The sequence below is a fragment of the Bradyrhizobium diazoefficiens USDA 110 genome, from assembly GCF_000011365.1.
Classification (GTDB): Bacteria; Pseudomonadota; Alphaproteobacteria; order Rhizobiales; family Xanthobacteraceae; genus Bradyrhizobium; species Bradyrhizobium diazoefficiens.
Map to the genome: position 1 here is coordinate 5,389,230 of NC_004463.1, position 22,090 is coordinate 5,411,319.

Sequence of the window (22,090 nt, forward strand, 5' to 3'; positions counted from 1 at the left end):
GGCGCCTGTCGTCCAGGCGCCTTTCGTCAGGCCCACGTCAGCTTCTCGACCGCCCGGCAACCGCGTTGCGGCAGTCTTGCTCAGCCTTGCGCGATCGGTCCTGCTCGCTCAGCCTGGCGCGATCAGCCTTGTGCGATCAGATCGACCGTTCCCGTCGTGAGCCGATAGATGCCACCCATCACCTTCAGCTTGCCCTGCTCCACGGCCGCATTGAGGATCGGTGCGGCCGACTTCAGCTTGGCGACGTTGTCGATCACGTTCTGCCGGGTCGCCTTGTCGAGCACGTCCCCGCCCTGCTGCATCGCAGCCTTGGCGGCGGGCGCGATCGCATCGATCAGCGAGGGGATGTGGCCGGGCGGCGAGGTGTTGTCCTTGATCGCCTTCAGCGTCGCATCGACCGCGCCGCAGCTGTCATGGCCGAGCACGAGGATCAGCGGCGCGCCGAGCACGGCAACGGCATATTCCATGCTGGCGATGGTCTCGGTGCCGGCAAAATTTCCGGCGACGCGGCAGACGAACAGGTCGCCGCGGCCGGTGTCGAAGGCATATTCAGGCGCGATGCGCGAGTCGGCGCAGCTCAGCACGGCCGCGAACGGGTTCTGGCCGCCGGCCAGCGCCTCGCGCTCATGCTTGAAATCGTGCCGCCGCGACACGCCTTCGACATAACGCGCATTGCCCTCCATCAGCCGCTTCAACGCCGCATCGGGCGCCAGCACGTTTTGCGGCTTGGGCGGCGCCTTGGCCTCCTTGGCGAAGGCTGTGCCGGCGAAGGCCAGGCCGATCGCGGAGACGGTGAAGTGGATGAGCGACCTCCGCGAAGGGCGGATGTGGGCGCCGCGAACACTTCCGCAATTCTCGCACATGCCTCGCTCCTGCCCATCGAGCCGCCGTCGTTGATGCAGCGGCAATCGTGCCGCGCATCTTACTCGACGGCTTGCAATTCAGCGAGCTTCGTTCGCGCGGTCGCCTCATCCAGCGCAACGAGCTCGGCGGGCCCGGGATTGGACTCGCCGGCCGTCGCGACGGAAACCACCGCAAGCCCGGCCAGCCCGCCAAGCACCGCCCCGCCCGTGGCGGCATCGTGCCTGGCACTGCTCTTGATGAGGTAGAAGTGCGTTCGGCCGGATTCCATCACGATCTCGCGCTTGGTGTCGCCGGGAAACATCAGCTCGGTCACCAGCACGTCGTGACGGCCGGCCGGACGATCGGCGTAGGCATATTTGCCGGCGAGCACCTTACCCATCGGCGCACCGTCGAGCTTCACCTCGCAGGCGCAAAACGCCATGCTGAGGCCGTTGCGCTTGTCCTGCAGGAACACCACGCGCGACTGCCCCGCGCGCGGAGGTCCGATCTTCTTTGACACGGATGCGAAGTCCGTTCCGACCTGATCGCTCACGCACCCCGCCAACATGACGCCAGCGGTCACCACCAACGCGCCCCATCGCAGCATCGCACACCCCAGTCCATTCCCCGGGTGTATGCTAGCCAAAATCAGCGCAGGGTTGCAACAACATCCGACGACCACTGCGTGGATCGCGCGGACAAGCCACCGGAAAGACGCGCCACCAACCTCAGCCTTGGGCCAGCAATTCGACGGTCCCTGTGCTCAGCCGATAGATGCCGCCGACCACCTTGAGCTTGCCCTGCTCGACTGCCGCATTGAGGATCGGCGCAGCCGATTTCAGCTTGGCCACGTTGTCGATGACATTCTGACGGATGGCATTGTCGAGCGCATTCCCGCTCTGCTGAGCAGCGGTCTTCACCGCCGGTGCGATCGCGGAGACCAGCGAAGGGATATGTCCCGGCAGCGGCTTGTCGTCCTTGAGCGACTTGATCGTCGCGTCGACGGCGCCGCAATTGTCGTGGCCGAGCACCAGGATCAGGGGCGTGCCGAGCACGGCGACGGTGTACTCCATGCTCGCAACGGTCTCATCGCCGGCAAAATTTCCGGCGACGCGGCACACGAACAGGTCTCCGCGTCCGCTGTCGAAGGCATATTCAGGCGCGATCCGCGAATCGGCGCAGCTCAGAACGGCAGCGTAGGGATTCTGACCGCCGACCAATGCCTCGCGCTCGTGCGCGAAGTCGTGACGGCGCGACACACCCGATACGTAGCGCGAATTGCCGTCCATCAGCCGTTTGAGCGCCGCATCGGGCGACAGCACGTTCTGAGGTTTCGGCGGCGCTTTCGCCTCCTTGGCCACCGCAGGCCCGCCAAACGCTGCCACCCCGAGCGCGGAGGCGGCGAAAAGCATCATCGAGCGTCGGGAGGGAGCAACCGATTGATGCAGATTTTCGGAGCATTTGTCACACATGATTCTTCTTCCTTGGTCTCGCGCCGGGAAACAACTGATAGCTGCGCGCGGCAGACTTCGAAACCAGGTGTGAACTTGATAGTTAAGCTTTGGTTTGCGGCGGCGCGTGCAACGTCAGAGCTGCTGCACGTCCACCACGCCCGCGACCGCCTTGATCGCGCCGGCGATCTGCGGCGAGACCTTGAAGCGGCCGGGCAGCTTCATCTCCACCTCGGTCTCGAGGTCGAGCATCATCACCAGCAAGACCTCGCCGTCGCCGTTGGAGCGCGGCGCAATCCCCGGGCTGCCGACCTTTGGCGCGGCGCCGTTCGAGGACGCCATCTCGGGGCCGGCGAGACGCTTGGCGATCGATTCCAGCGCCTTGGTGTCGCGCAGGAAGATGCGCAGGCCCTTCTGCGTCTTGGCCGCGGCATCGTCGAGCGGCTCGGCATGCAGCACGCGGGCGCGCACGTCTTCGCCCTGGAGCTCGGCGCCAAGCTGGAGCAGCACGGCCGCCCCCGGCTCGAGCACGTCGCGATATTGCGCAAGGCCTTCCGAGAACAGCACCGCCTCGAAGTGGCCCGTGGGATCGGAGAGCCCCATGATGCCCATCTTGTTGCCGGTCTTGGTGCGCCGTTCCATGCGCGAGACCACGGTGGCCGCGACCTTGCCGGCGGTGGCGCCGGTCTTCACCGCGCGCGAGAATTCCGCCCAGCTCTGCACCCGCAGGCGCTTCAGCACGGTGGCGTAATCGTCGAGCGGATGGCCGGACAGGAAGAAGCCGATCGCGTCGTATTCGCGGCGCAGCCGCTCGGCCGGCAGCCATGCCTCGATCTGCGGCAGCATGATGGTCGGCGCGTCCGCCGACATGCCGAACATGTCGTTCTGGCCGATGGTCGCGGCCTCATGCGCGCGCTGGCAGGCGGCGAGGATCGCGTCCGCGCCGGCGAAGACGCGCGCGCGGTTCGGCTCCAGCGTGTCGAAGGCGCCGGCGGCGGCGAGACTCTCGATGATGCGCTTGTTGATCGCACGCGGATTGACCCGCGCGGCGAAGTCGGCGAGCGAGGTGAACAGCCCGTTCTTGGTGCGCTCCTCGATGATCTGGTCGATCGCCTGGATGCCGACGCCCTTGAGCGCGGCGAGCGCGTAGTAGATGGTCTTCTCTCCGACCTCGAAGGTCGCACCCGACCGGTTGATGTTCGGCGGCTCGACCTTGATGCCGAGGCGCTGCGCCTCGGAGCGGAATTCGGAGAGCTTGTCGGTGTTGTTGAGATCGAGCGTCATCGACGCTGCGATGAACTCCACCGGATAATGCGCCTTCATGTAGGCGGTGTGGTAGGACACCAGCGCGTAAGCCGCCGCGTGGCTCTTGTTGAAGCCGTAGTCGGCGAACTTCGCCAGCAGCTCGAAGATGGTCTCGGCCTGCCCCTTCGGCACGCCGTTCTTCACCGCGCCGGCGACGAAGATGTCGCGCTGCTTGTCCATCTCGGCGCGGATCTTCTTGCCCATGGCGCGGCGCAGCAGGTCGGCGTCGCCGAGCGAATAGCCCGACATCACCTGCGCGATCTGCATCACCTGTTCCTGGTAGATGATGACGCCGAAGGTCTCCTTCAGGATCGGCTCCAGCACGGGATGCAGATATTCCGGCTCCTCGTCGCCGTGCTTGCGCGAGCAATAGGTCGGGATGTTCGCCATCGGGCCGGGGCGGTAGAGCGCCACCAGCGCGATGATGTCCTCGAAACGGTCGGGCCGCATGTCGACCAACGCGCGCCGCATGCCCTGGCTTTCAACCTGGAACACGCCGACCACCTCGCCGCGCGCCAGCATCTGGTAGCTTTCGGCATCGTCGATCGGCAGCGTCGCGAGATCGACATGGATGTCGCGCGGCTTGAGCAGCTTGCACGCGACGTCGAGCACGGTCAGCGTCTTCAGGCCGAGGAAGTCGAACTTGACGAGGCCCGCCGGCTCGACCCATTTCATGTTGAACTGGGTCACCGGCATGTCGGATTTGGGATCGCGGTAGAGCGGCACGAGCTCGCTCAGGGGGCGATCGCCGATCACGATGCCGGCGGCATGCGTCGAGGCGTGGCGCGTCAGGCCTTCGAGACGCTGGGCGATGTCGAAGGCGCGCGCCACCACCGGATCCTCGTCGCGGAACGCCTGGAGCTTCGGCTCGCTCTCGATCGCGGCGGCCAGCGTCACCGGCGCGGCCGGATTCTGCGGCACCAGTTTCGTCAGCTTGTCGACCTGGCCGTAAGGCATTTGCAGCACGCGGCCGACGTCGCGCAGCACGCCGCGCGCCTGCAGCGTACCGAAGGTGATGATCTGCGCGACCTGGTCGCGGCCGTAGCGCTGCTGCACGTACTGGATCACCTCGCCGCGGCGGTCCTGGCAGAAGTCGATGTCGAAGTCCGGCATCGAGACGCGTTCCGGGTTGAGGAAGCGCTCGAACAGCAGGCCGAACTTGATCGGGTCGAGATCGGTGATGGTCAGGGCCCAGGCGACCAGCGAGCCCGCGCCGGAGCCGCGGCCCGGCCCGACCGGAATGCCTTGCGACTTCGCCCATTTGATGAAGTCGGACACGATCAGGAAGTAGCCCGCGTACTTCATGCGCATGATGACGTCGAGCTCGAACGCCAGGCGCTTGCTGTAGTCCTCTTCCGTGGTGCCCTGCGACAGGCCGTGCACGCGCAGGCGGTTGGCGAGCCCCTCCTCCGCCTGCCGCTTCAACTCGGCGGCCTCGACCGCAGCGGCATCGGAGCTTGCGGCGGCGCCGACCGTGAAGAACGGCAGGATCGGCTTGCGCGTCATCGGGCGGAACGAGCAGCGCTCGGCGATCTCGACCGTCGAGGCCAGCGCCTCCGGAATGTCGGCGAACAGCACCGCCATCTCGGCGCGGGTCTTGAAGCGATGATCCGGCGTGAGCTGCACGCGATCGCTCTCGGCGATCAGCCGGCCGCCGGCGATACACAAAAGCGCATCGTGCGCCTCGTAATCGTCGGTCGCCGCGAAATATGGCTCGTTGGTCGCAACCAGCGGCAGCCCCTTGGCATAGGCGATGTCGATCAGGCCGCTTTCGACGCGCCGCTCCTTGTCGATGTTGTGTCGCTGCAACTCGATGTAGAGCCGGTCGCCGAACAGCGTGGCGAGACGCTCGCAGCGCGTCGCCGCGAGTTCGGCCATACCGCCGGCAAGCGCCAGCGAGATCGGCCCGTCAGGGCCGCCGGTGAGCGCAATCAGCCCCTCGGTCTCGCCGTCGAACCAGTCGAACTTGATGAACGGGGCATGGCTGTCGGGCGTCTCCAGGAACGCCCGCGAATTCAGCCGCATCAGGCTGCGATAGCCGCGCTCCTGCGCCGCCAGCAGCACCACGCGCGAGGGGCCAATGGCGTTGCGCGCGGTCGGATCCTGGTCGCCGAAGTCGATCGCGAGCTCGCAGCCGACGATCGGCTGGATGCCGGAGCCCGCCATCTTGTCGGAGAACTCCAGCGCACCGAACAGATTGTCGGTGTCGGTCAGCGCCAGGGCCGGCTGATGGTCCTTCTTGGCGAGCTCGGCGAGCTTGCCGATCTTGATCGAGCCCTTGAGCAGCGAATAGGCCGAGTGAACGTGAAGGTGGACAAATCCGGCGCTCGGCATGGTCGCGTGACGGCCTCTTGCAGATGGGATGGAACGGTCGCCGGCCCCAAGGGGATGCTGAGGGGATCATGGCGTATCCTGCACCCACCTCCCAGCCGCCTTTGCCGACTCGCCGCCCAATGGTGGGGCGTCGCCGCCGCAGAGTCCACGCCAGAGCGGCCGATCGGCCGCGTCGTCCCGCTTTTCCCCAGGCGCGCCGAGGAGTTCCCCAGCAACGGTTTTCCAAACCCTGGCCCTAGAGCTGCGGAATCACCTGCGCCCAGATTGCGATCATCCCGACGAACAGGGTGATCGATGCCAGTGCGGCGGCTTCTTCCACGAAAATCCTGAACATGGCCTGCTCCCTTGCTGGAACGTATGAAGAACATTGTTCTCATTTTGTTCTCAGGAGTCAAGCCGTCTGAACCGTCCCAAAAAGGAATGGTTAACTCACTGACTTCAAACAACAAAAAAGCCCCGGCCGATGGCCGGGGCTTTCGACAACCGCTCGAAGATGAGCGATTGGTATCAGTAGCGGCCGATGATCGGGCCACCGAACTTGTAGTTCAGGCGGACGAGGCCCATGTCGACGTCCTGACGGATGCGGTCGGTACCCGCGAGACCCGCGAAGGTGACGTCCTTGTCCTGCAGGAAGATGTGGTTGTACTCGACGCCAACCGACCAGTTCGGGGCGAAACCGTACTCGAGGCCGGCACCCACCGTGCCACCCCAACGGGTCTGGTCGTTCGACGACAGCAGCGCGCCCGAGGCCGTGCTGAAGACTTCGTACTTGGTGCCGGCCACAGCCGCACCGCCCTTGACGTAGATGAGCACGTTGTTCCAGGCATAGCCGACCTGACCGGTGATCAGACCGAACGAGTCGATCTTCGAACGGTTGCGAGTCGCGAACAGCGCGCTGACGTTGTCGCCCGAGAAGTCGGCCCAGTTGCCCTGGCCTTCCACGCCGAACACCCACTGGCCGGACTGCCAGCGATAGCCGATCTGGCCACCGACCGTGCCGCCGGTCGCATCGTGCGAACCTTCACGGCCACCGCCGACCAGATCCCAGGTCGAGTGCGCCGAACCGCCGCCGCCGTTGATGCCGATGTAGAAGCCGCTCCAGTCGTAGATCGCGGCGACCATCGCAGGCGCCTTGGTGTACGGCCGAGCCGCGAGATCAGCAGCCACCGCCGGTGCAGCCGCGCTCAGTGCGACGAGGCTCACAGCGGCCAGCAACAAATTCTTCTTCATTTGAATCCCGTTCCAGTTTTCTTCAGTAGGCCCCCGGGCCGTGGGCATGGTCATAACAGTGATCGGCGGAATTGCTGTAACCGCGACGCAACAGTTCGCTCCAAAGGGCCGCGCTTCATTAATGAAGATTTATCGGCGCGCGCTGGAAACCCTTTGAAACAAGAGTTTTCAGCAATTTCAATGTCGACTACACGAGATACACTGCGTACGCGCGTAACATCGTCGCGCGCACATTCGCGTGATTGGAGATTCGAGATGCGTGCATTATTCACCCTCCCCATTGTCGCCACATTTTCGCTCGCAATCGCCACATTCACGCTTGCGTTCATCGCGAGCACACCGGCGCGCGCGTTCGGAACCAGTCATGCGTTCTGCCTGACCGGCGATGAATGGCCGGGGCTGAGCAATTGCAGGTTCGACACCTACACGCAGTGTCAGGCGAGCGCATCGGGCCGCGCGCTGACCTGTATCGCGAACCCGTATTTCGGAGGGCAAAGCGATGATCCCTACGCGTATCAAAATCGTCCGCGCACGTTTGCGCCGGTTTCTTCCTGGCCGCGCTGAGATGCGCCGCGCTTGCCTCGCACTGGTTGCGTCCGGCACGCTGCTCGTCAGCGCGCCGGCGCGTGCGCAGACCTATGATCCCAGCCATCCCGTCTGCATGCAGATCTACGGCCAGGTGGGCTATTTCGACTGCCGCTACACCTCGCTCCAGCAGTGCAGATATCTCGCCGTCGGCCGCTCTGCGACATGCGTCGTGAACCCGTATTTCCCGCAGGAGCGGCCGAGGAGCCCTCGGAAGTCGAGCCGCGCCAATTAGGGCACGAACGAACGATCTATTGCCAGGGCGGCGCACCTAGTACCCACTTTTCTTGGAACGTGAGTCGTGATTCAAGGTCGGGATGATACCCGAAGCAAGAGAAGTCCACCTTTCGAGGAAAGATCGCAAGGTGCTTGAGGCGTGCTGTCGCTCACCGGTGACGTTGCAGCGCGATTTGAAGCGGGCGCGGATAGTTCTGTTGGCGGCGGATGGGCGCAGCACCCGGTCGATCGCCAAGGAAGTTGGGGTCCAGCCGCGGATTGTCAGCCTTTGGCGGCATCGCTATGCCGACCATGGCCTTGAAGGGCTGCAAGACAAGCCGCGGCCTGGCAAGCAGCCGATCTATACGAAGACGACCGACAAGCGGATTCTGAAGCTGCTGGATAAGCCGCCACCGCAAGGGTTTGCGCGCTGGACCGGCCCCCTGCTGGCCGAGGCGCTGGGCGATGTCGATGTCCAATATGTCTGGCGGTTCCTGCGCAGCCACAAGATTGACCTGGTGGCTCGCAAGTCCTGGTGCGAGAGCAACGACCCGAACTTTACGGCCAAAGCCGCCGATGTTGTCGGCCTCTATGTCGCGCCGCCGGCGAAGGCCATTGTGCTGTGCGTGGACGAGAAGCCCTCGATCCAGGCTTTGGAGCGAGCGCAGGGTTATCTGAAGTTGCCCAATGGCCGCGCCTTAACCGGCCAAAGCCACGATTACAAGCGGCATGGCACCACAACATTGTTTGCGGCGCTCGAAGTCGCCACCGGAAAGATCATCGCGACCCATTCAAAACGCCGGCGCCGCGTCGAGTTTCTCGATTTCATGAACAGCGTCACCGCGACTTTTCCGAACCGCAAGCTTCACGTCATCCTCGACAACCTCAACACCCATAAAAAGAACGAGGACTGGCTCAAGGCCCACCCCAACGTGCAATTTCATTTCACGCCGACAAGTGCGTCATGGCTCAATCAGGTCGAAGTATGGTTTTCCATCTTGCAGGGGCAGTCGCTCAGCGGCACCTCCTTCACGAGCCTCAAGCAGCTTCAGGAACACATCGATGCCTACGTCAACGCATACAACGACAGAGCCGAGCCCTTCGTCTGGACCAAGAAAAAGGTCCGTCAACGCCGTTTCAAAGGCCGCCGTATCACTCAGCTCTGATTCCGGGTACTAGTGACGGCGCGATCTCGATCGCGCCCGCCTCACCGCGCTGCGCGATGCCGTCACATTGCGACAGAGCTGCATCATCCAACGCGCGATGTGGTTCGCGCGCGGCGCGCCAATTATCCCATGCCGAGGTCTCGATCCCGGCGAGCGCGAGCAGATCGCGCGCGAGGTTGACGCGCGCAAAGAACAGACCGGTCGTCGTTCCGTGGCCAAGCTGCGCAGGATCGATGGCGCCGGTGCGGCATAGCTTCCATGCCTCGATGCCGGTGATGAACTCCGTACGAGGCACATCGATCGGCTCGAAATCGAACTTGAGGACATCGTGGTGCAATTCGTCGAGTTGAGCATCGACGAGGACCCAGCGTTGCTCATCCCGAGCCCAATATTCGCACACCCAATGATCGTCGTAGGGATTCCCGGCGAAGTACCTGCCGAAACCGCAGCGGACGCGGGCCGGCACGCCGTGATGGCGCAGAACACCACACAGCATCAATGAAAAGTCCCGGCACGTGCTCAAAACTCTCGCCTCGCCCGATCGGGCGACGGTCAGCGGCCTCTGGTCGATCGTCAGAAGTTGCTCCAGGCGCCGGGCCACAGGCAACGTGTCACGGCTTTGACCGGCGAAGGCCGCGGGGTTCAATCCCTGCCTCTCGATCCATGCTTCGTGGATCAGCAGGCCGTGCAGGGTGCGACACACGATTGCAACATCCGGCGGCAGGCCGCTGATCAACGCGGCGTAAGGACCGGGATCGGTGAGCGCGCTATGGCTGGCGTAGTCGGACGTCGCGGGTTCAATCATCGAGGCATTCCGGCAAGGATACGCAAATCCTATCAGCCTCCTGTTCCCGCACAACGACGTGATCTGCGTACCTGATGACCGTATGCGCGCGAGCGGTGGCACACCCAAATCGGGACACTGATATGCGGCCAGCCTTGCATCGCGTCTCCGGTGTTGACGCAGACCGCTCTCGGTTTAAGTACGACAGACAAATCTTGCAGGGGTGGCGACGTTCGCTGGGCTGGTTCCCGTTGACGCCACCAATGCAGGACACATGTCGATATCGCCTCAAGCGACCTCGCTCCGCGCGACCGCGGCCTCCGCGCCCCCTCACCTCGCCATCGTCCTGTTCTCGCTCGCGATGGGCGGCTTTGCGATCGGAACCACCGAATTCGCATCGATGAGCCTGCTGCCGTTCTTCGCCGCCGACCTTCGGGTCGACGAGCCGACCGCGGGACACGCGATCAGTGCCTACGCGCTCGGCGTGGTGCTGGGCGCACCGCTGATCGCCGTGCTTGGTGCGCGCTTCGCCCGGCGCACGCAGCTCCTGGCCCTGATGGCCGTGTTCGCGCTCGGCAATGCGCTCACCTCGCTTGCGCCGGGGTTTGGCTGGATGATCGCGGCCCGTTTTCTCGCAGGGCTGCCGCATGGCGCCTATTTCGGCATCGCCGCGCTGGTCGCAGCCTCGCTCGTTCCTCAACATCGCCGCTCGCGGGCGATCGGCCAGGTGATGCTCGGCCTGACTGGCGCCACGATCATCGGCGTGCCCCTGGCCAATCTGGTCGGCCAGACGGTCGGCTGGCGCGCCAGCTTCGGCCTCGTGTCGCTGCTGGCCCTGCTCACGGTCCTGCTTTGCGCCCTGTTCGCGCCGCGCGACCAGGCCGGCAGGTCGGACCCGCTGCGAGAGCTCGACGCCCTCAGAAGCGGCCGCGTCTGGATCACGCTGGCGATCGGCGCCATCGGCTTCGGCGGCATGTTCGCCGTCTATACCTACCTCGCAACGACATTGATCGAGGTCACCAAGGTCAGCCCCGCGGTGATTCCGTTCTTTCTCGCCGTGTTCGGCGTCGGCGCCACGCTCGGCAATCTGTTCGTGCCGCGCTTCGCGGACCGCGCCTTGATGCCGACGGCGGGCGTCATTCTCTTGTTCTCGGCGGTCGCGCTGCTGGTGTTTCCGCTTGCGGCCGGCAATCCCTGGCTGCTGGCGATCGACATCTTCGCGATCGGCGCCGGCGTCTCGCTCGGCGCCATCCTCCAGACCCGGCTGATGGACGTCGCGGGCGACGCGCAGGCGCTCGCCGCCGCGCTGAACCATTCGGCGTTCAACACCGCCAACGCGCTCGGCCCGTTCCTCGGCGGCCTTGCCATTCGCGAGGGGCTGGGCTGGACCTCCACCGGGCCCGTCGGCGCTGCACTCGCGCTTCTCGGCTTCCTGATCTGGATCGTCGCCTCTCGCGACGCCGGATCTGCGCCGGTCCAGATCACCTCAGAACTCGACGCTGCTCCGCTGAAGAACGCTGCCGCAAGACCGTCGCCACCGCTGGCGCCGGATGACCAGAGCCGTTCGGCTTCTCACAGGGATCCGGTGGCAGGTGACGCATGAGACGTCTCGGGCTCTGGCCTGGGCGGACTTAACCGGCCATCGTAACGATCAAAGGTCCGTGTCGAGTGGCGACGACGGTGTGCTCGTACTGCACGGTCGGCGCCTCGGGACTGCTGTAGAGCGTCCACGGATCATCGCCATTCTCTGCCCACTCGGCGGCCAAGGACAGGAACGGCTCGACGGTGAACACCAGGCCGTCGCTCATGATGCGGCGTTCGGAGGAATCGGGCCATGTTGCGATCTCTGTCGGCTCCTCATGGAGCGACAAGCCGACACCGTGACTGGCAAGGTTCCTGACAAGGCTGTAGCCGTTCTTCCGCGCAAAGGTCCCGATGGCTTGGCCGATGCCGGCGATCGGCTTGCCAGCCCCGACCTGCCGCAGGCCCGTCCACATGGCCCGCCGGCCATCCCTGCAAAGACGTTCGATCGCGCGGGTTACGGGCGGGACGGCGAACGAGGCTCCCGTATCCGCGAAGAGGCCGTTCTTCTCCGCTGAAACGTCGATGTTGACGAGGTCGCCACGCGCGATCCGTCGGTCACCGGGGATGCCATGAGCGATCTCCTCGTTCACGCTGATGCAGGTCGCCCCCGGGAAGGCATAGGCCAGCTCCGGAGCCGAACGTGCGCCGGCTGTCTCCAGGAATCTTCGTCCGATCTGGTCCAGCTCGGAGGTGGTCATGCCCGGTTCGAGCGCCTTCCCCATCGCCTCAAGGGTATTGGCGACGATGCGCCCGATCTCTTTCAGGCGCGTGAGGTCGTTGTCATCGGAGATTGTCATCTTGGGCGCTCTCGAAAGCCCGGACATAGCGCTTGCGAACTCGACTTGCAAACGTGCGAGCCCCGCGCGAATTCGTAGACCTCGCATGCGGAGCCGGATGAGGTTGCGTTCGTGGACGCAGAATAATCGGCGCTCCGACACGCCACCAAAGGTTGTGATCGCACCGATCTTCGGATAGCTTTCGCGTCTGTTTTCGCCGCGTGTGGTCCCGTCAGTTCATGCTCGCCCGTATTCTGCTCCTCGTGACCTTGCTGTCGATCCCGGGCGCTTTGCGTGCAGAAGGAACGCCGGCCGAGAAGGCCGGATTTGCATCCAGGCTGACGATCTATCTCGCCAAGGGAGCGCCCGACGCGTGCGGGCCGGGTTGCGACCGCTGGATTGCCATCGAGGGCCAGATCGATCAGGACGCCGCGCCGCGCATTCGCCGCTTCCTCGCCGGCGTCAAGGAGACGCAGCTTCCGATCTACCTTCATTCGCCCGGCGGCAACGTGGAGCAGTCCTACGTGATCGGGCGGTTGCTGCGCAGCCGCAAGGCAGTCGCCCGGGTTGGTCACACCACCGCGACCGCGTGCTCAGCGGGCACGCAGGTGGACGCCACCTGCCTGAAGGTGAAGAACGCGGGCGGCGAGGTCGAGGCAGAGCTCACCACGCGCAATGCGATGTGCAACTCGGCCTGCGGTTACCTGTTTCTCGGGGCGACATCCCGCGAGGTGGCGCCTGACGCGGCGCTGGCGGTCCATAACTCCAGGCTGGTCCTGCGCTTTCGTGGGGATCCGCCCCCGCAGGTGGTCGCCGAGGCGAGGCAGCGCCGCATAGCGAGCGCCGATCGCGACCGCACTGAGTTCATCGCGTCGATGGGGATCAGCCGTGAGCTCGACGCCCTCATCCGGACCGTGAAGTACGAGAACCTGCACGTGCTGACGCGCGCCGAGCTCTATCGTTTCGGAATCGACACCCGACCGCTTGCCGAGTCGATGTGGAAGCTGGAGAAGGAAGCGCGCCCGTTTGTCCGCAAGATCGCGGTCTTGAAGAAGGAGAACGGCGCTTCGTTCCGGATGATGGAGTGGCGCCTGTCTTGCGAAAGCAGGAAACGCGTGCCGCTGACGTTCGCGGGAGAAATCGACGAAGCAGCCACCGGCAAGAGCACGATCCTGGTGACGGCGGACGCCGGCACGGACAGGGAGGTCGGAGGGGCTCCGCTACGTTCCGGCAAGGTCGAGATCTGGCGCGGCAGCATCGACCCCGACATGGTCAAGGCGATCCTGGCGTCCCGCTCCCTGCATGTCCGCGAAACCATTTCGATGCCGGACGACAAGACGGACATGACGAAATTCGACATCGACTTGACGGGCCTGGCGTCGGTGTGGACACAGCTCAAATCATCCTGCGCTCTGTCGACGCTCAACCCGATAAGCCCTTGGCCAGCCACGCTGCCGAACGCCGGCACGACGCCTCCGGCCACGCCGTCGCCGTGAGCTCAGGCCTCGCGATGCATCAGCCTCTGCCCGTCACCGGCGTGTAGATCACGAGCTTCAGTGCGGGATCGTCATTGGCCTGGAAGCTGGTGTGCTCGAAATGCAGCACGCCGAGGGTCGGATGCGACATGGTCTTGAGGCCCGACGACGTGCTGCGGATCTCGTGGGCTTCCCACCATTTGACGAATTCCGGGCTGCCCTGCCGCAGCCGCGTCAGCAGTTCGGCGAACGCGGGATCGCCGGCCCAGACGTCGTGAGTGGCCCGGAACATCGCCACCATGCGCTTGGCCACGTCCGCCCAGCCCGCGCCGTAAGCCTTTCGCGTCTGCTTGTTGGTCATCACGAGGAGCAGCGTGTTGCGATCCTCCTCAGGCAATCGCCCAAACGCAAACACCTGCTCCGCGGCGGCGTTCCAGGCCAGCACGTCCCAGCGCCGTCCGACAATGTAGGCCGGCTGATTCAGGCTCTCGATCATCCGCAGGATCGGCGGCGGCACGATTTCGCGCGTGAAGGCGCGCTTGTCGCCGTCGCGCGCCAGCGCCTTCAGATGCGCATGCTCGGTCTTGCTGAGCCGTAGCGCGCGGGCCAGCGCGTCGACGGTGGTCACCGACGGGCTGACGGTGCGGCCCTGTTCGAGGCGAATGTACCAGTCGACACCGATGCCGGCGAGCTGGGCGACCTCCTCGCGGCGCAGGCCCGCGGTGCGCCGCCGCCTGCCCGCCGGGAGCCCGACGGTCTTCGGCGACAGCTTTTCGCGGCGGGACCTCAGGAAATCGCCGAATTCGACGCGGCGTGGGTCGGCCATGATGTCGCTCCCGCGATGGAGGGTCTAAAGGATACTAGGATAATACCAGGCCTTCTTGTCCCCTCCAAGGCGGCGCATATGAGTTTCACCCCACTTTGAGGTGAACATCATGAAAGCCGCCGTACTCAAATCCTTCGGAACGCCGCTGGTGATCGAGAATGCCCCCGAACCGGTGCTCGGCACCGGCGAGGTCATCGTCGACGTCGTCACCACGCGCGTGCTGTCCTACATGAACGAAGTCTTCAGCGGCGAACGCAACTATGCACTCGATTTGCCGATCATCCCGGGCCCGGGCGGCATCGGCCGGGTGCGCGCGATCGGCCCGGACGCAACGAAGCTCAAGATCGGCGACTGGGTGTTCTGCGACCCGACGGTGCGTTCGCGCGACGACGCGATCGCGCCCGACATCGCCCTGCAGGGATTAACGGCCGCCGGCGCCGGCGGCATGCTTCTGCAAAAGCATTTTCGCCATGGCTCGTTTGCCGAGCAAATGCGGGTGCCGACCGAGAACGTCAAACGCCTTGGCGCGATCACGTCCGAGGAAGCCGCACAATGGTGCGCGCTGGGGACACTGCTGGTGCCCTATGGCGGCCTCCTCGCCGCCAACCTGCAAGCAGGCGAAACCGTGCTGGTGAGTGGCGCCACCGGCAATTTCGGCAGCGCCGCCGTCTCTGTCGCGCTCGCGATGGGCGCAGCCTGCGTGGTCACGCCCGGGCGCAACGAGACGATTCTGGCCGACCTCGTCCGCCGTTTCGGCAGCCGTGTGAAGCCGGTCAAGCTCACAGGTAACGAGGACGACGACCGCGAGGCGATGAAGCGCGCCGCGCCGGGGCCGATCGACTGCGTGTTCGACATCATGCCGCCCTCGGTGAGTCCGACTGTGGTGCGCGCGGCGGTCATGACGGTGCGCGCCTATGGCCGCGTCGTGCTGATGGGCGGCGTCGGCATGGCCGGCGGCGCGGGCCTCGAGCTGCCCTACCCCTGGATCATGCGCAACTGCATCACCATCCACGGCGTCTGGATGTACCCGCCGGATGCGGCCAGCCGCCTGATCGCGCTGGTGCGATCAGGACTCCTGCGGCTTGACGAGTACAAGACGACGGCGTTCGACCTCGATCACGTCAATGAGGCGGTGGCACACGCCGCGGCCAATGGCGGGCCGTTCAGATTGACGGTGATCCGGCCGTAGAGCGCCATACACCGGGGCGATGCGCCGTCGCTGCCGTTTTGCTTGACCTGTCAAAGGGCTGCAAGGCGTCACCCCGATCGTAGCCGGCCAGGGCCGGCTACTGTGCATGGGGTTGTTTTCGCAGTTTTTTGTTATTCGAGCTCGACCACCTGGCCGTCCGACAGCGAGACCCGCCGGTCCATGCGGCCGGCGAGCTCCATGTTGTGGGTCGCGATTAGCATCGAGACCCGCGTCGCCTTGACGAGCTGCATCAGGGCCTGGAACACGTGGTCCGCCGTGTGCGGATCGAGGTTACCGGTCGGCTCGTCCGCAAACAGCACGCGCGGCGCATTCGCCACCGCGCGCGCGATCGCGACGCGCTGCTGCTCGCCGCCCGACAGCTCCGCCGGGCGATGGGTGATGCGGTCGCCGAGGCCGAGATAGCCCAGGATCTCCTTGGCGCGCTTGACGCTCTCGGACTTCTTCAGGCCGCGGATCATCTGCGGCAGCATGACGTTCTCCAGCGCCGAGAACTCCGGCAGCAGCCGGTGCGACTGGTAGACGAAGCCGATGTCGGTGCGGCGAAGCTGCGTGCGCTCGATGTCCGGAAGTTGCGAGGTCGGCGCGCCATTGACGTAGACCTCGCCGGAATCGGGCGCCTCCAGCAGCCCCGCGATGTGCAGCAGCGTCGACTTGCCCGAGCCCGACGGCGCCACCAGCGCGACCGACTGTCCGGCCCACAGCGCAAGCTTGGCGCCGTCCAGGATCGTCAGCGGTACCTCGCCCTGCAAGTACTGCCGCTTTATCTCGTGGAGATAAATGACCGGAACATCCTCAGCCCCCTGTTGCTGCTCCATCAGCCCCTCACTCGTACCGGAGCGCTTCGACGGGATCGAGGCGCGCGGCGCGCCACGACGGGTACAGCGTCGCCAGGAACGACAGCGTCAGCGCCATGATGACGACGGCCGTGGTCTCGCCGACGTCGATCTCGGCGGGCAGCTTCGACAGGAAATAGAGCTCCGGCGAGAACAGCTCGGTGCTGGTGAGCCAGGACAGGAATTGCCTGATGGATTCGATGTTGAGGCAGATCACGAGGCCGACGAAGAAGCCGACCAGCGTGCCGACCACGCCGATCGAGGCGCCCGTGATCAGGAAGATGCGCATGATCGAGCCTTGCGAGGCGCCCATGGTGCGCAGGATGGCGATGTCGCTGCCCTTGTCCTTCACCAGCATGATCAGGCCGGACACGATGTTGAGCGCCGCGACCAGCACGATCATGGTCAGGATCAGGAACATCACGTTGCGCTCGACCTGGAGCGCGTTGAAGAAGGTCGAGTTGCGCTGCCGCCAGTCGACCAGGAACACCGGCCGCGCCGCGGCTTCCGTCACCGCCTTGTTAAAGGCGACGATGCGATCGGGATTGGTGGTGAACACCTCGATCGAGGTGACGTCGTTGCTGCGGTTGAAATAGGCTTGCGCCTCCGCCAGCGGCATGAACACGAAGCCGAGATCGTATTCGGACATGCCGATCTCGAACACGGCGACGATCTTGTACGGCTTGATGCGCGGCGTCGTGCCCATCGGCGTCACCGCGCCCTTCGGCGCCACCAGCGTGATGCTGTCGCCGGCGTGCAGCGAGAGCTGGTCGGCGAGGCGCCGCCCGATCGCGACGCCCTGCCCGTCGTCGAAGCCTTCGAGCGAGCCCTGCTTGATGTTCTTGGCAATCGAGGTGAGGTTGTTGAGGTCGTCGGAGCGGATGCCGCGCACCAGCACGCCCGAGGCGTTCCACGGCGAGGACGCCAGCGCCTGGCCGTCCACCACCGGCGCGGCAAGCCGGATGCCCTGGACCTGGCTGATGCGGTCGGCGACGTCCTTCCAGTCTGTCAGCGGCGATTCCAACGGCTGGACCAGGATGTGACCGTTCAGCCCCAGGATCTTGTCGAGCAGTTCCTTGCGGAAGCCGTTCATCACCGCCATCACGATGATCAGCGTCGCCACGCCCAGCATGATGCCGAGGAAGGAGAACCCGGCGATGACCGAGATGAATCCCTCCTTACGGCGCGCCCGCAAGTAGCGCGCCGACAGCATCCACTCGAATGGCGCAAAAGGCGCGGTTTGCACGGTTTCGGTCATGGTTTCATCCATCGCTCGATAATCCCATGATTCGGGGTCAATTGTGGCCGGATTGGCGGCCGCGATATCGCGCGATGAACAATATTCAGCCGACCAGGCTTATCAGCCCACAAGTCTTGCGACCGCGTCCGCTGGCGACATGGTCTCGCGTGAGCCGTCGCTGCGCCGCTTGAGCTCGACCTTGCCGTCGGCGAGCCCCTTCGGCCCGATCATGATCTGCCAGGGAATGCCGATCAGGTCGGCGGCGGCGAATTTGGCGCCGGCACGCTGGTCGGTGTCGTCATAGAGCACGTCGACGCCCTTGGCCTGGAGCTCCGCATAGAGCTTCTCGCAGGCCGCATCCACCGCGGCATCGCCCTGCTTGAGGTTCAGCACCACCGCGCGGAACGGGGCGACGGCTTCCGGCCATTTGATGCCGGCGTCGTCATGGCAGGCCTCGATGATGGCGCCGAGCAGACGCGAGACGCCGACACCGTAGGAGCCGCCATGGATCGGCACGTCGACACCGTCGGGGCCGGCCACCATCGCCTTCATCGGCTCGGAATACTTCGTGCCGAAATAGAAGATCTGGCCGACCTCGATGCCGCGGGTGTTGAGCCGCTTGGCTTCCGGCACTTCCTGCTCGAAACGTGCGGCGTCGTGCACGTCCTCGGTCGCAGCGTAGACCGACGTCCATTGCTTGATGATCGGCGTGAGGTCGCTCTCATAGTCGACGTCCTCGCCCGGCACCGGCAGGTCCAGCACGTCGCGATTGATGAACACGCCGGATTCGCCGGTTTCGGCGAGCACAATGAATTCGTGGCTGAGATCGCCGCCGATCGGCCCGGTCTCGGCGCGCATCGGGATCGCCTTCAGCCCCATCCGCGCGAAGGTGCGCAGATATGCGACGAACATCTTGTTGTAGGCGACGCGCGCCGCCGCCTCGTTGAGATCGAAGGAATAGGCGTCCTTCATCAGGAATTCGCGGCCGCGCATCACGCCGAAGCGCGGACGCTGCTCGTCGCGGAATTTCCATTGGATATGATAGAGATTCAGCGGCAGGTTCTTGTAGGACTTCACATAGGCGCGGAAGATCTCGGTGATCATTTCCTCGTTGGTCGGCCCGTACAGCAGCTCGCGCTTGTGGCGATCGGCGATGCGCAGCATCTCCGGACCGTAGGCGTCGTAGCGGCCGCTCTCGCGCCAGAGGTCGGCGAGCTGGAGCGTCGGCATCAGAAGTTCCAGTGCGCCTGAGCGGTCCTGCTCCTCGCGCACGATCTGCTCGATCTTCTTCAGCACGCGGAAGCCGAGCGGCAGCCAGGCATAGATGCCGGCCGCCTCCTGCCGGATCATGCCGGCGCGCAGCATGAGCCGATGCGAGACGATCTCCGCCTCTTTCGGATTTTCCTTCAGGATGGGCAGAAAGAACCGCGACAACCGCATGGCAACACTCGGGGAATCAGTGAGGGGTTGCAGTGAAACCGGATTGGGAGCGAAAACACAAGACCGGGAATGAGGAAAAGCCGCTAACACGGCGGGATTCCTTGTCAATTTTCCGTCGACTTCAGGTTCTGCTTGAGCCGCAGCGGCGCCCCTTACGGCGTCACCTCAAGCTCGTCCTCGAGCGTGATCTTCTCGAAGTCGGTCACCAGCGCACCGATCCGCACATGCCAGCGGCCGGCAAAGGGCAGCTCGACCTTGCGCACATGCCAATAGCCATCCGGCCCGAGCGAGGCGTCCCGCTCCATCGGCTCGATACCGCGCTCGGGCAGGCTCAGGGTCAGCGTCACCTCCTTGGCCGCCAGCGGCGCCGCTTCACCGGTCATGAGCTGGAGCACGAAGTCATCGACACCGGCCTTGCCCGGCGAAACCAGGACCTGGAACATCGCCTTGTCGGTATGGATGTGGACCACCAAGGGCGTCTCCGGAACGATGGTCCGCGGCGGCGGCGTGAAGCGCCAGCCGGCGACAACGGCAAGGATCGCGAGTGCAATCGCGCCTTCCAGCAGGATCGAGCGCTTGAGCGCGGGCGTTCCTTTCTCGCCCCGGGCGAGGGCCGGCGTCAGCCGGAACCGATTCAGCGCGGCGAGCGCCAGCAATCCTGTGACCAACGCAAGCTTGGTCGAGAGAATCAGTCCGTAGCGGGTCTCGACCAGCGCTGCCGGCTTTTCGAGCTGAACGATCGCGAGTGCGAGGCCGGTCAAGGCCAGCACGCCGACCGCCAGCGCAGCGATGCGCGAAAAGCGGTTCACGACGGGAAGAGTCGCGATCGTCGGCTTCGACACCAGCGCGATGAGCGGCGCGAGAGCACCGATCCAGATGCTGACGCCGAGGCCGTGGAGAAAGATCGCCGGCCGGGTCAACGCCTCAGGCGGCGCCGTTGCAGCGTGCCCCGTCATCGCGAGCGACAGGCCGACGCCGACGAGCGCGATGCTCGCAAGAGCACGCGCATACCAAGCGCTGCGCAACGCCATCAAGGCAAGCAGCATCGCGCCAATGGCAACCAGCAGCGCGGGGCCGGCGCTGGTCGCGAATGCGACCTTCCAGGGAGCAGCCGTCGAGAGAGCCGCTGGCGGCAGCCCGAGGAGATCGAGGCCCAGCGCGCCAAGGGACGCCGTGGCACTCGGAATACCGATGGCGAGCGCTACGCGCGGAACGGTCATCCCGATCATCGACCACGCGATCCAGCGCGCAAAGAACACGCCGCCGACGCCGACGAACAGCCCGAGATAGAGACCGACCCGCGCCAGCCAGATCAGCGCGTTCAGCCCGCTATCCGTAGAGGTCGGAGGCTTCGTCGCCGTCGGCGTGCCAATCGAAAAGACCACCGATCCCGAGACGGGATGGCCGTCCTGCGAGATCACGCGATAGCTGACCACCGCCGTTCCCTGCGGCAGGTCCGGCGGCAGCGCGACCGAGATTGTCTCGCCCGATGCGCTGACGCTTGCGTCGTCCCGCGCCCTGCCCGCGCCGTCGATCAGCAGAATCGCGCCCGGCGTCACCGCCTCGTTGAAGCGCAGCTCCACCGCCTTCGGCGCCGTTTTCAGGATGCTGCCACTCGCCGGCTCGACCGAGACGAGCGCGGCATGCGCCGACGCGCCGGTCGCGAAGCCGACAATCAGGAGCAGCGTCGCGAGCGCGGCGAGAACGCGCATCAGGGTTTGGGCAACAGCTTTACACCAGGCGCGGGCGACTTGCCCTCGTGCGAATGCCCTGCCCCTTCCGCCGGAATTTCGATCCAGCGGCTGACGCCGGCCTCGCACTCCTGGACGACGGGGAAGTACAGGGTCGTGTTCGGCTTGAGCTTGTCGGTCAGCACCGTGTGCATGACGAACTCGTCATAATTCTTGTCCGGCAGCTTGCCGCCGGACCACGACACCTCCTTGACGCCCGAGGCGAGCTTGTTGCCGTGATAGTCGTACTCGCTGGCATATTGGCCCTCGACGACATCGACGCTCCAGCCCGCCTTCGGCATCGGCTTCACCGCGATCACCCCTTCGGGGATCTGGACGCGGATCTTCACCGTGGGCGAGCCCCCGCAGCCGTGCGGCACGGCGAAGACGGCCTTGTACGACGCCCCCACACTCGCCTGCTTGCCCTCGAGGAAGACGTGCGCATTTGCCGGCGCTGCCGCAAGCACGCCGAGAAGGATCAGCCAGGTTCGCTTCGACATATTCGGTCTCCCGAAGGTCCTGATCATGCTCGTCACATCTTCATTCCCGAATGGTCCGGCATTTCCTTCATCATGTGCCCGCCGTCGCCGGGCGCCTGCGCGCCGACGCCCTGCACGTCCAGGGAAACGGCGACCTTGCCGGCCTTCTCGAACTGAAGCGTCACCGGCACCTTGTCGCCCTGCTTGAACGGCCCCTTCAGCTCCTGGAGCATCAAATGATAGCCGCCGGGCGCGAACTTCACGGTCTTGCCCGGCTCGATCACGAGCCCCTTGTCCAGCTGGCGCATCTTCATCACGCCATTGTCCATCGCCATCTCGTGGACCTCTGCCTTGCCGGCGATATCGGCGGAAACGCTGACCAGCTTGTCCGCCACCGTGCCCTTGTTCTCGATGGTGAGATAGCCGCCCGCGACCTTGGCGCCGCCCGGCGTCGCCCGGCTCCACGCCTGCGAGATGACGAGATCGCCGGCCTTGACGTCGTCGGCCGACGCGGGTGCGGCGAACACGACGGCCGAGAGCGCCGCCAGTGCGAAGATGCGTGAGAGCTTGTTCATGTCGTTAC

At 65.1% G+C, this 22,090-nt stretch carries 20 protein-coding genes; 6 read left to right on the forward strand and 14 right to left on the reverse strand.

The window, feature by feature from the left end:
* Window positions 1–122 precede the first annotated feature (122 nt).
* The 5 genes from BJA_RS24440 to BJA_RS24460 all read right to left on the reverse strand — a co-directional run bounded on the left by BJA_RS24440 (window position 123) and on the right by BJA_RS24460 (window position 7,163).
* On the reverse strand, window positions 123–863 hold the full coding sequence (locus tag BJA_RS24440; RefSeq protein WP_011087631.1) for a carbonic anhydrase: 741 nt from the start codon (window positions 861–863) through the stop codon (window positions 123–125).
* Between the two features lie 59 nt (window positions 864–922).
* Complete coding sequence (locus tag BJA_RS24445) at window positions 923–1,363, reverse strand: DUF2846 domain-containing protein (protein WP_236842065.1); 441 nt, start codon at window positions 1,361–1,363, stop codon at window positions 923–925.
* Between the two features lie 208 nt (window positions 1,364–1,571).
* On the reverse strand, window positions 1,572–2,315 hold the full coding sequence (locus BJA_RS24450) for a carbonic anhydrase (protein WP_011087633.1): 744 nt from the start codon (window positions 2,313–2,315) through the stop codon (window positions 1,572–1,574).
* 114 nt (window positions 2,316–2,429) lie between these two features.
* Window positions 2,430–5,933 carry a DNA polymerase III subunit alpha gene (gene dnaE, locus BJA_RS24455; RefSeq protein ID WP_011087634.1) on the reverse strand — a complete coding sequence of 1,168 codons (3,504 nt, stop codon included), beginning with the start codon at window positions 5,931–5,933 and terminating at the stop codon, window positions 2,430–2,432.
* 507 nt (window positions 5,934–6,440) lie between these two features.
* On the reverse strand, window positions 6,441–7,163 hold the full coding sequence (locus BJA_RS24460) for an outer membrane protein (protein ID WP_028171744.1): 723 nt from the start codon (window positions 7,161–7,163) through the stop codon (window positions 6,441–6,443).
* 255 nt (window positions 7,164–7,418) lie between these two features.
* Here BJA_RS24460 and BJA_RS24465 point away from each other — a divergent pair, with 255 nt between their 5' ends.
* The 3 genes from BJA_RS24465 (at window position 7,419) to BJA_RS24475 (ending at window position 9,130) form a co-directional block, all read left to right on the forward strand.
* Window positions 7,419–7,727, forward strand: a complete 309-nt coding sequence (locus tag BJA_RS24465; protein WP_038967838.1) for a DUF3551 domain-containing protein — start codon at window positions 7,419–7,421, stop codon at window positions 7,725–7,727.
* 1 nt (window position 7,728) lies between these two features.
* Window positions 7,729–7,983, forward strand: coding sequence for a DUF3551 domain-containing protein (locus BJA_RS24470; protein WP_038967837.1), 255 nt, complete (start codon window positions 7,729–7,731; stop codon window positions 7,981–7,983).
* An 82-nt stretch (window positions 7,984–8,065) separates the two neighbouring features.
* Entirely contained in the window at window positions 8,066–9,130 is a 1,065-nt protein-coding gene (locus BJA_RS24475; RefSeq protein ID WP_011084514.1) for an IS630-like element ISRj1 family transposase, read from the forward strand.
* Here BJA_RS24475 and BJA_RS24480 read toward each other — a convergent pair.
* Window positions 9,117–9,935: a transglutaminase-like domain-containing protein gene (locus BJA_RS24480; protein WP_011087636.1), complete on the reverse strand. Its 819-nt coding sequence runs from the start codon at window positions 9,933–9,935 to the stop codon at window positions 9,117–9,119. The genes BJA_RS24475 and BJA_RS24480 overlap by 14 nt on opposite strands.
* Before the next feature lie 253 nt (window positions 9,936–10,188).
* Between BJA_RS24480 and BJA_RS24485 the strand changes: the two genes are divergently transcribed.
* Window positions 10,189–11,517 carry an MFS transporter gene (locus BJA_RS24485; protein ID WP_038966287.1) on the forward strand — a complete coding sequence of 443 codons (1,329 nt, stop codon included), beginning with the start codon at window positions 10,189–10,191 and terminating at the stop codon, window positions 11,515–11,517.
* A gap of 28 nt (window positions 11,518–11,545) precedes the next feature.
* Here the strand turns inward: BJA_RS24485 and map are convergent, their stop codons facing one another.
* Window positions 11,546–12,295, reverse strand: a complete 750-nt coding sequence (gene map, locus BJA_RS24490) for a type I methionyl aminopeptidase (RefSeq protein WP_011087638.1) — start codon at window positions 12,293–12,295, stop codon at window positions 11,546–11,548.
* Window positions 12,296–12,513: 218 nt separating this feature from the next.
* On the opposite strand from map, the gene BJA_RS24495 reads away from it, so the two are divergent.
* Window positions 12,514–13,770 carry a hypothetical protein gene (locus tag BJA_RS24495; protein WP_038966288.1) on the forward strand — a complete coding sequence of 419 codons (1,257 nt, stop codon included), beginning with the start codon at window positions 12,514–12,516 and terminating at the stop codon, window positions 13,768–13,770.
* Window positions 13,771–13,789: 19 nt separating this feature from the next.
* Here the strand turns inward: BJA_RS24495 and BJA_RS24500 are convergent, their stop codons facing one another.
* On the reverse strand, window positions 13,790–14,575 hold the full coding sequence (locus tag BJA_RS24500; protein WP_011087640.1) for a helix-turn-helix transcriptional regulator: 786 nt from the start codon (window positions 14,573–14,575) through the stop codon (window positions 13,790–13,792).
* A 109-nt stretch (window positions 14,576–14,684) separates the two neighbouring features.
* On the opposite strand from BJA_RS24500, the gene BJA_RS24505 reads away from it, so the two are divergent.
* Window positions 14,685–15,764 carry a zinc-binding dehydrogenase gene (locus tag BJA_RS24505; protein WP_038966295.1) on the forward strand — a complete coding sequence of 360 codons (1,080 nt, stop codon included), beginning with the start codon at window positions 14,685–14,687 and terminating at the stop codon, window positions 15,762–15,764.
* A gap of 131 nt (window positions 15,765–15,895) precedes the next feature.
* Here the strand turns inward: BJA_RS24505 and BJA_RS24510 are convergent, their stop codons facing one another.
* From BJA_RS24510 to BJA_RS24535, 6 genes are all read right to left on the reverse strand, one after another.
* Window positions 15,896–16,600 (reverse strand): ABC transporter ATP-binding protein, encoded by a 705-nt coding sequence (locus BJA_RS24510; protein WP_011087642.1) that lies wholly within the window; start codon window positions 16,598–16,600, stop codon window positions 15,896–15,898.
* 7 nt (window positions 16,601–16,607) lie between these two features.
* Window positions 16,608–17,888 (reverse strand): lipoprotein-releasing ABC transporter permease subunit, encoded by a 1,281-nt coding sequence (locus tag BJA_RS24515; RefSeq protein WP_011087643.1) that lies wholly within the window; start codon window positions 17,886–17,888, stop codon window positions 16,608–16,610.
* 90 nt (window positions 17,889–17,978) lie between these two features.
* Window positions 17,979–19,298, reverse strand: a complete 1,320-nt coding sequence (gene proS / locus BJA_RS24520) for a proline--tRNA ligase (RefSeq protein WP_011087644.1) — start codon at window positions 19,296–19,298, stop codon at window positions 17,979–17,981.
* A gap of 152 nt (window positions 19,299–19,450) precedes the next feature.
* The gene (locus BJA_RS24525) at window positions 19,451–21,010 is read right to left on the reverse strand and encodes a copper resistance CopC/CopD family protein (protein ID WP_038966289.1); all 1,560 of its coding nucleotides are present in this window, start codon (window positions 21,008–21,010) and stop codon (window positions 19,451–19,453) included.
* A complete protein-coding gene (locus BJA_RS24530; RefSeq protein ID WP_038966290.1) occupies window positions 21,010–21,528 on the reverse strand; it encodes a YcnI family copper-binding membrane protein in 519 nt (172 codons plus the stop codon). Before BJA_RS24530 ends, BJA_RS24525 begins: the two co-directional genes overlap by 1 nt.
* A 32-nt stretch (window positions 21,529–21,560) precedes the next feature.
* The gene (locus BJA_RS24535) at window positions 21,561–22,082 is read right to left on the reverse strand and encodes a copper chaperone PCu(A)C (RefSeq protein ID WP_011087647.1); all 522 of its coding nucleotides are present in this window, start codon (window positions 22,080–22,082) and stop codon (window positions 21,561–21,563) included.
* Window positions 22,083–22,090 lie beyond the last annotated feature (8 nt).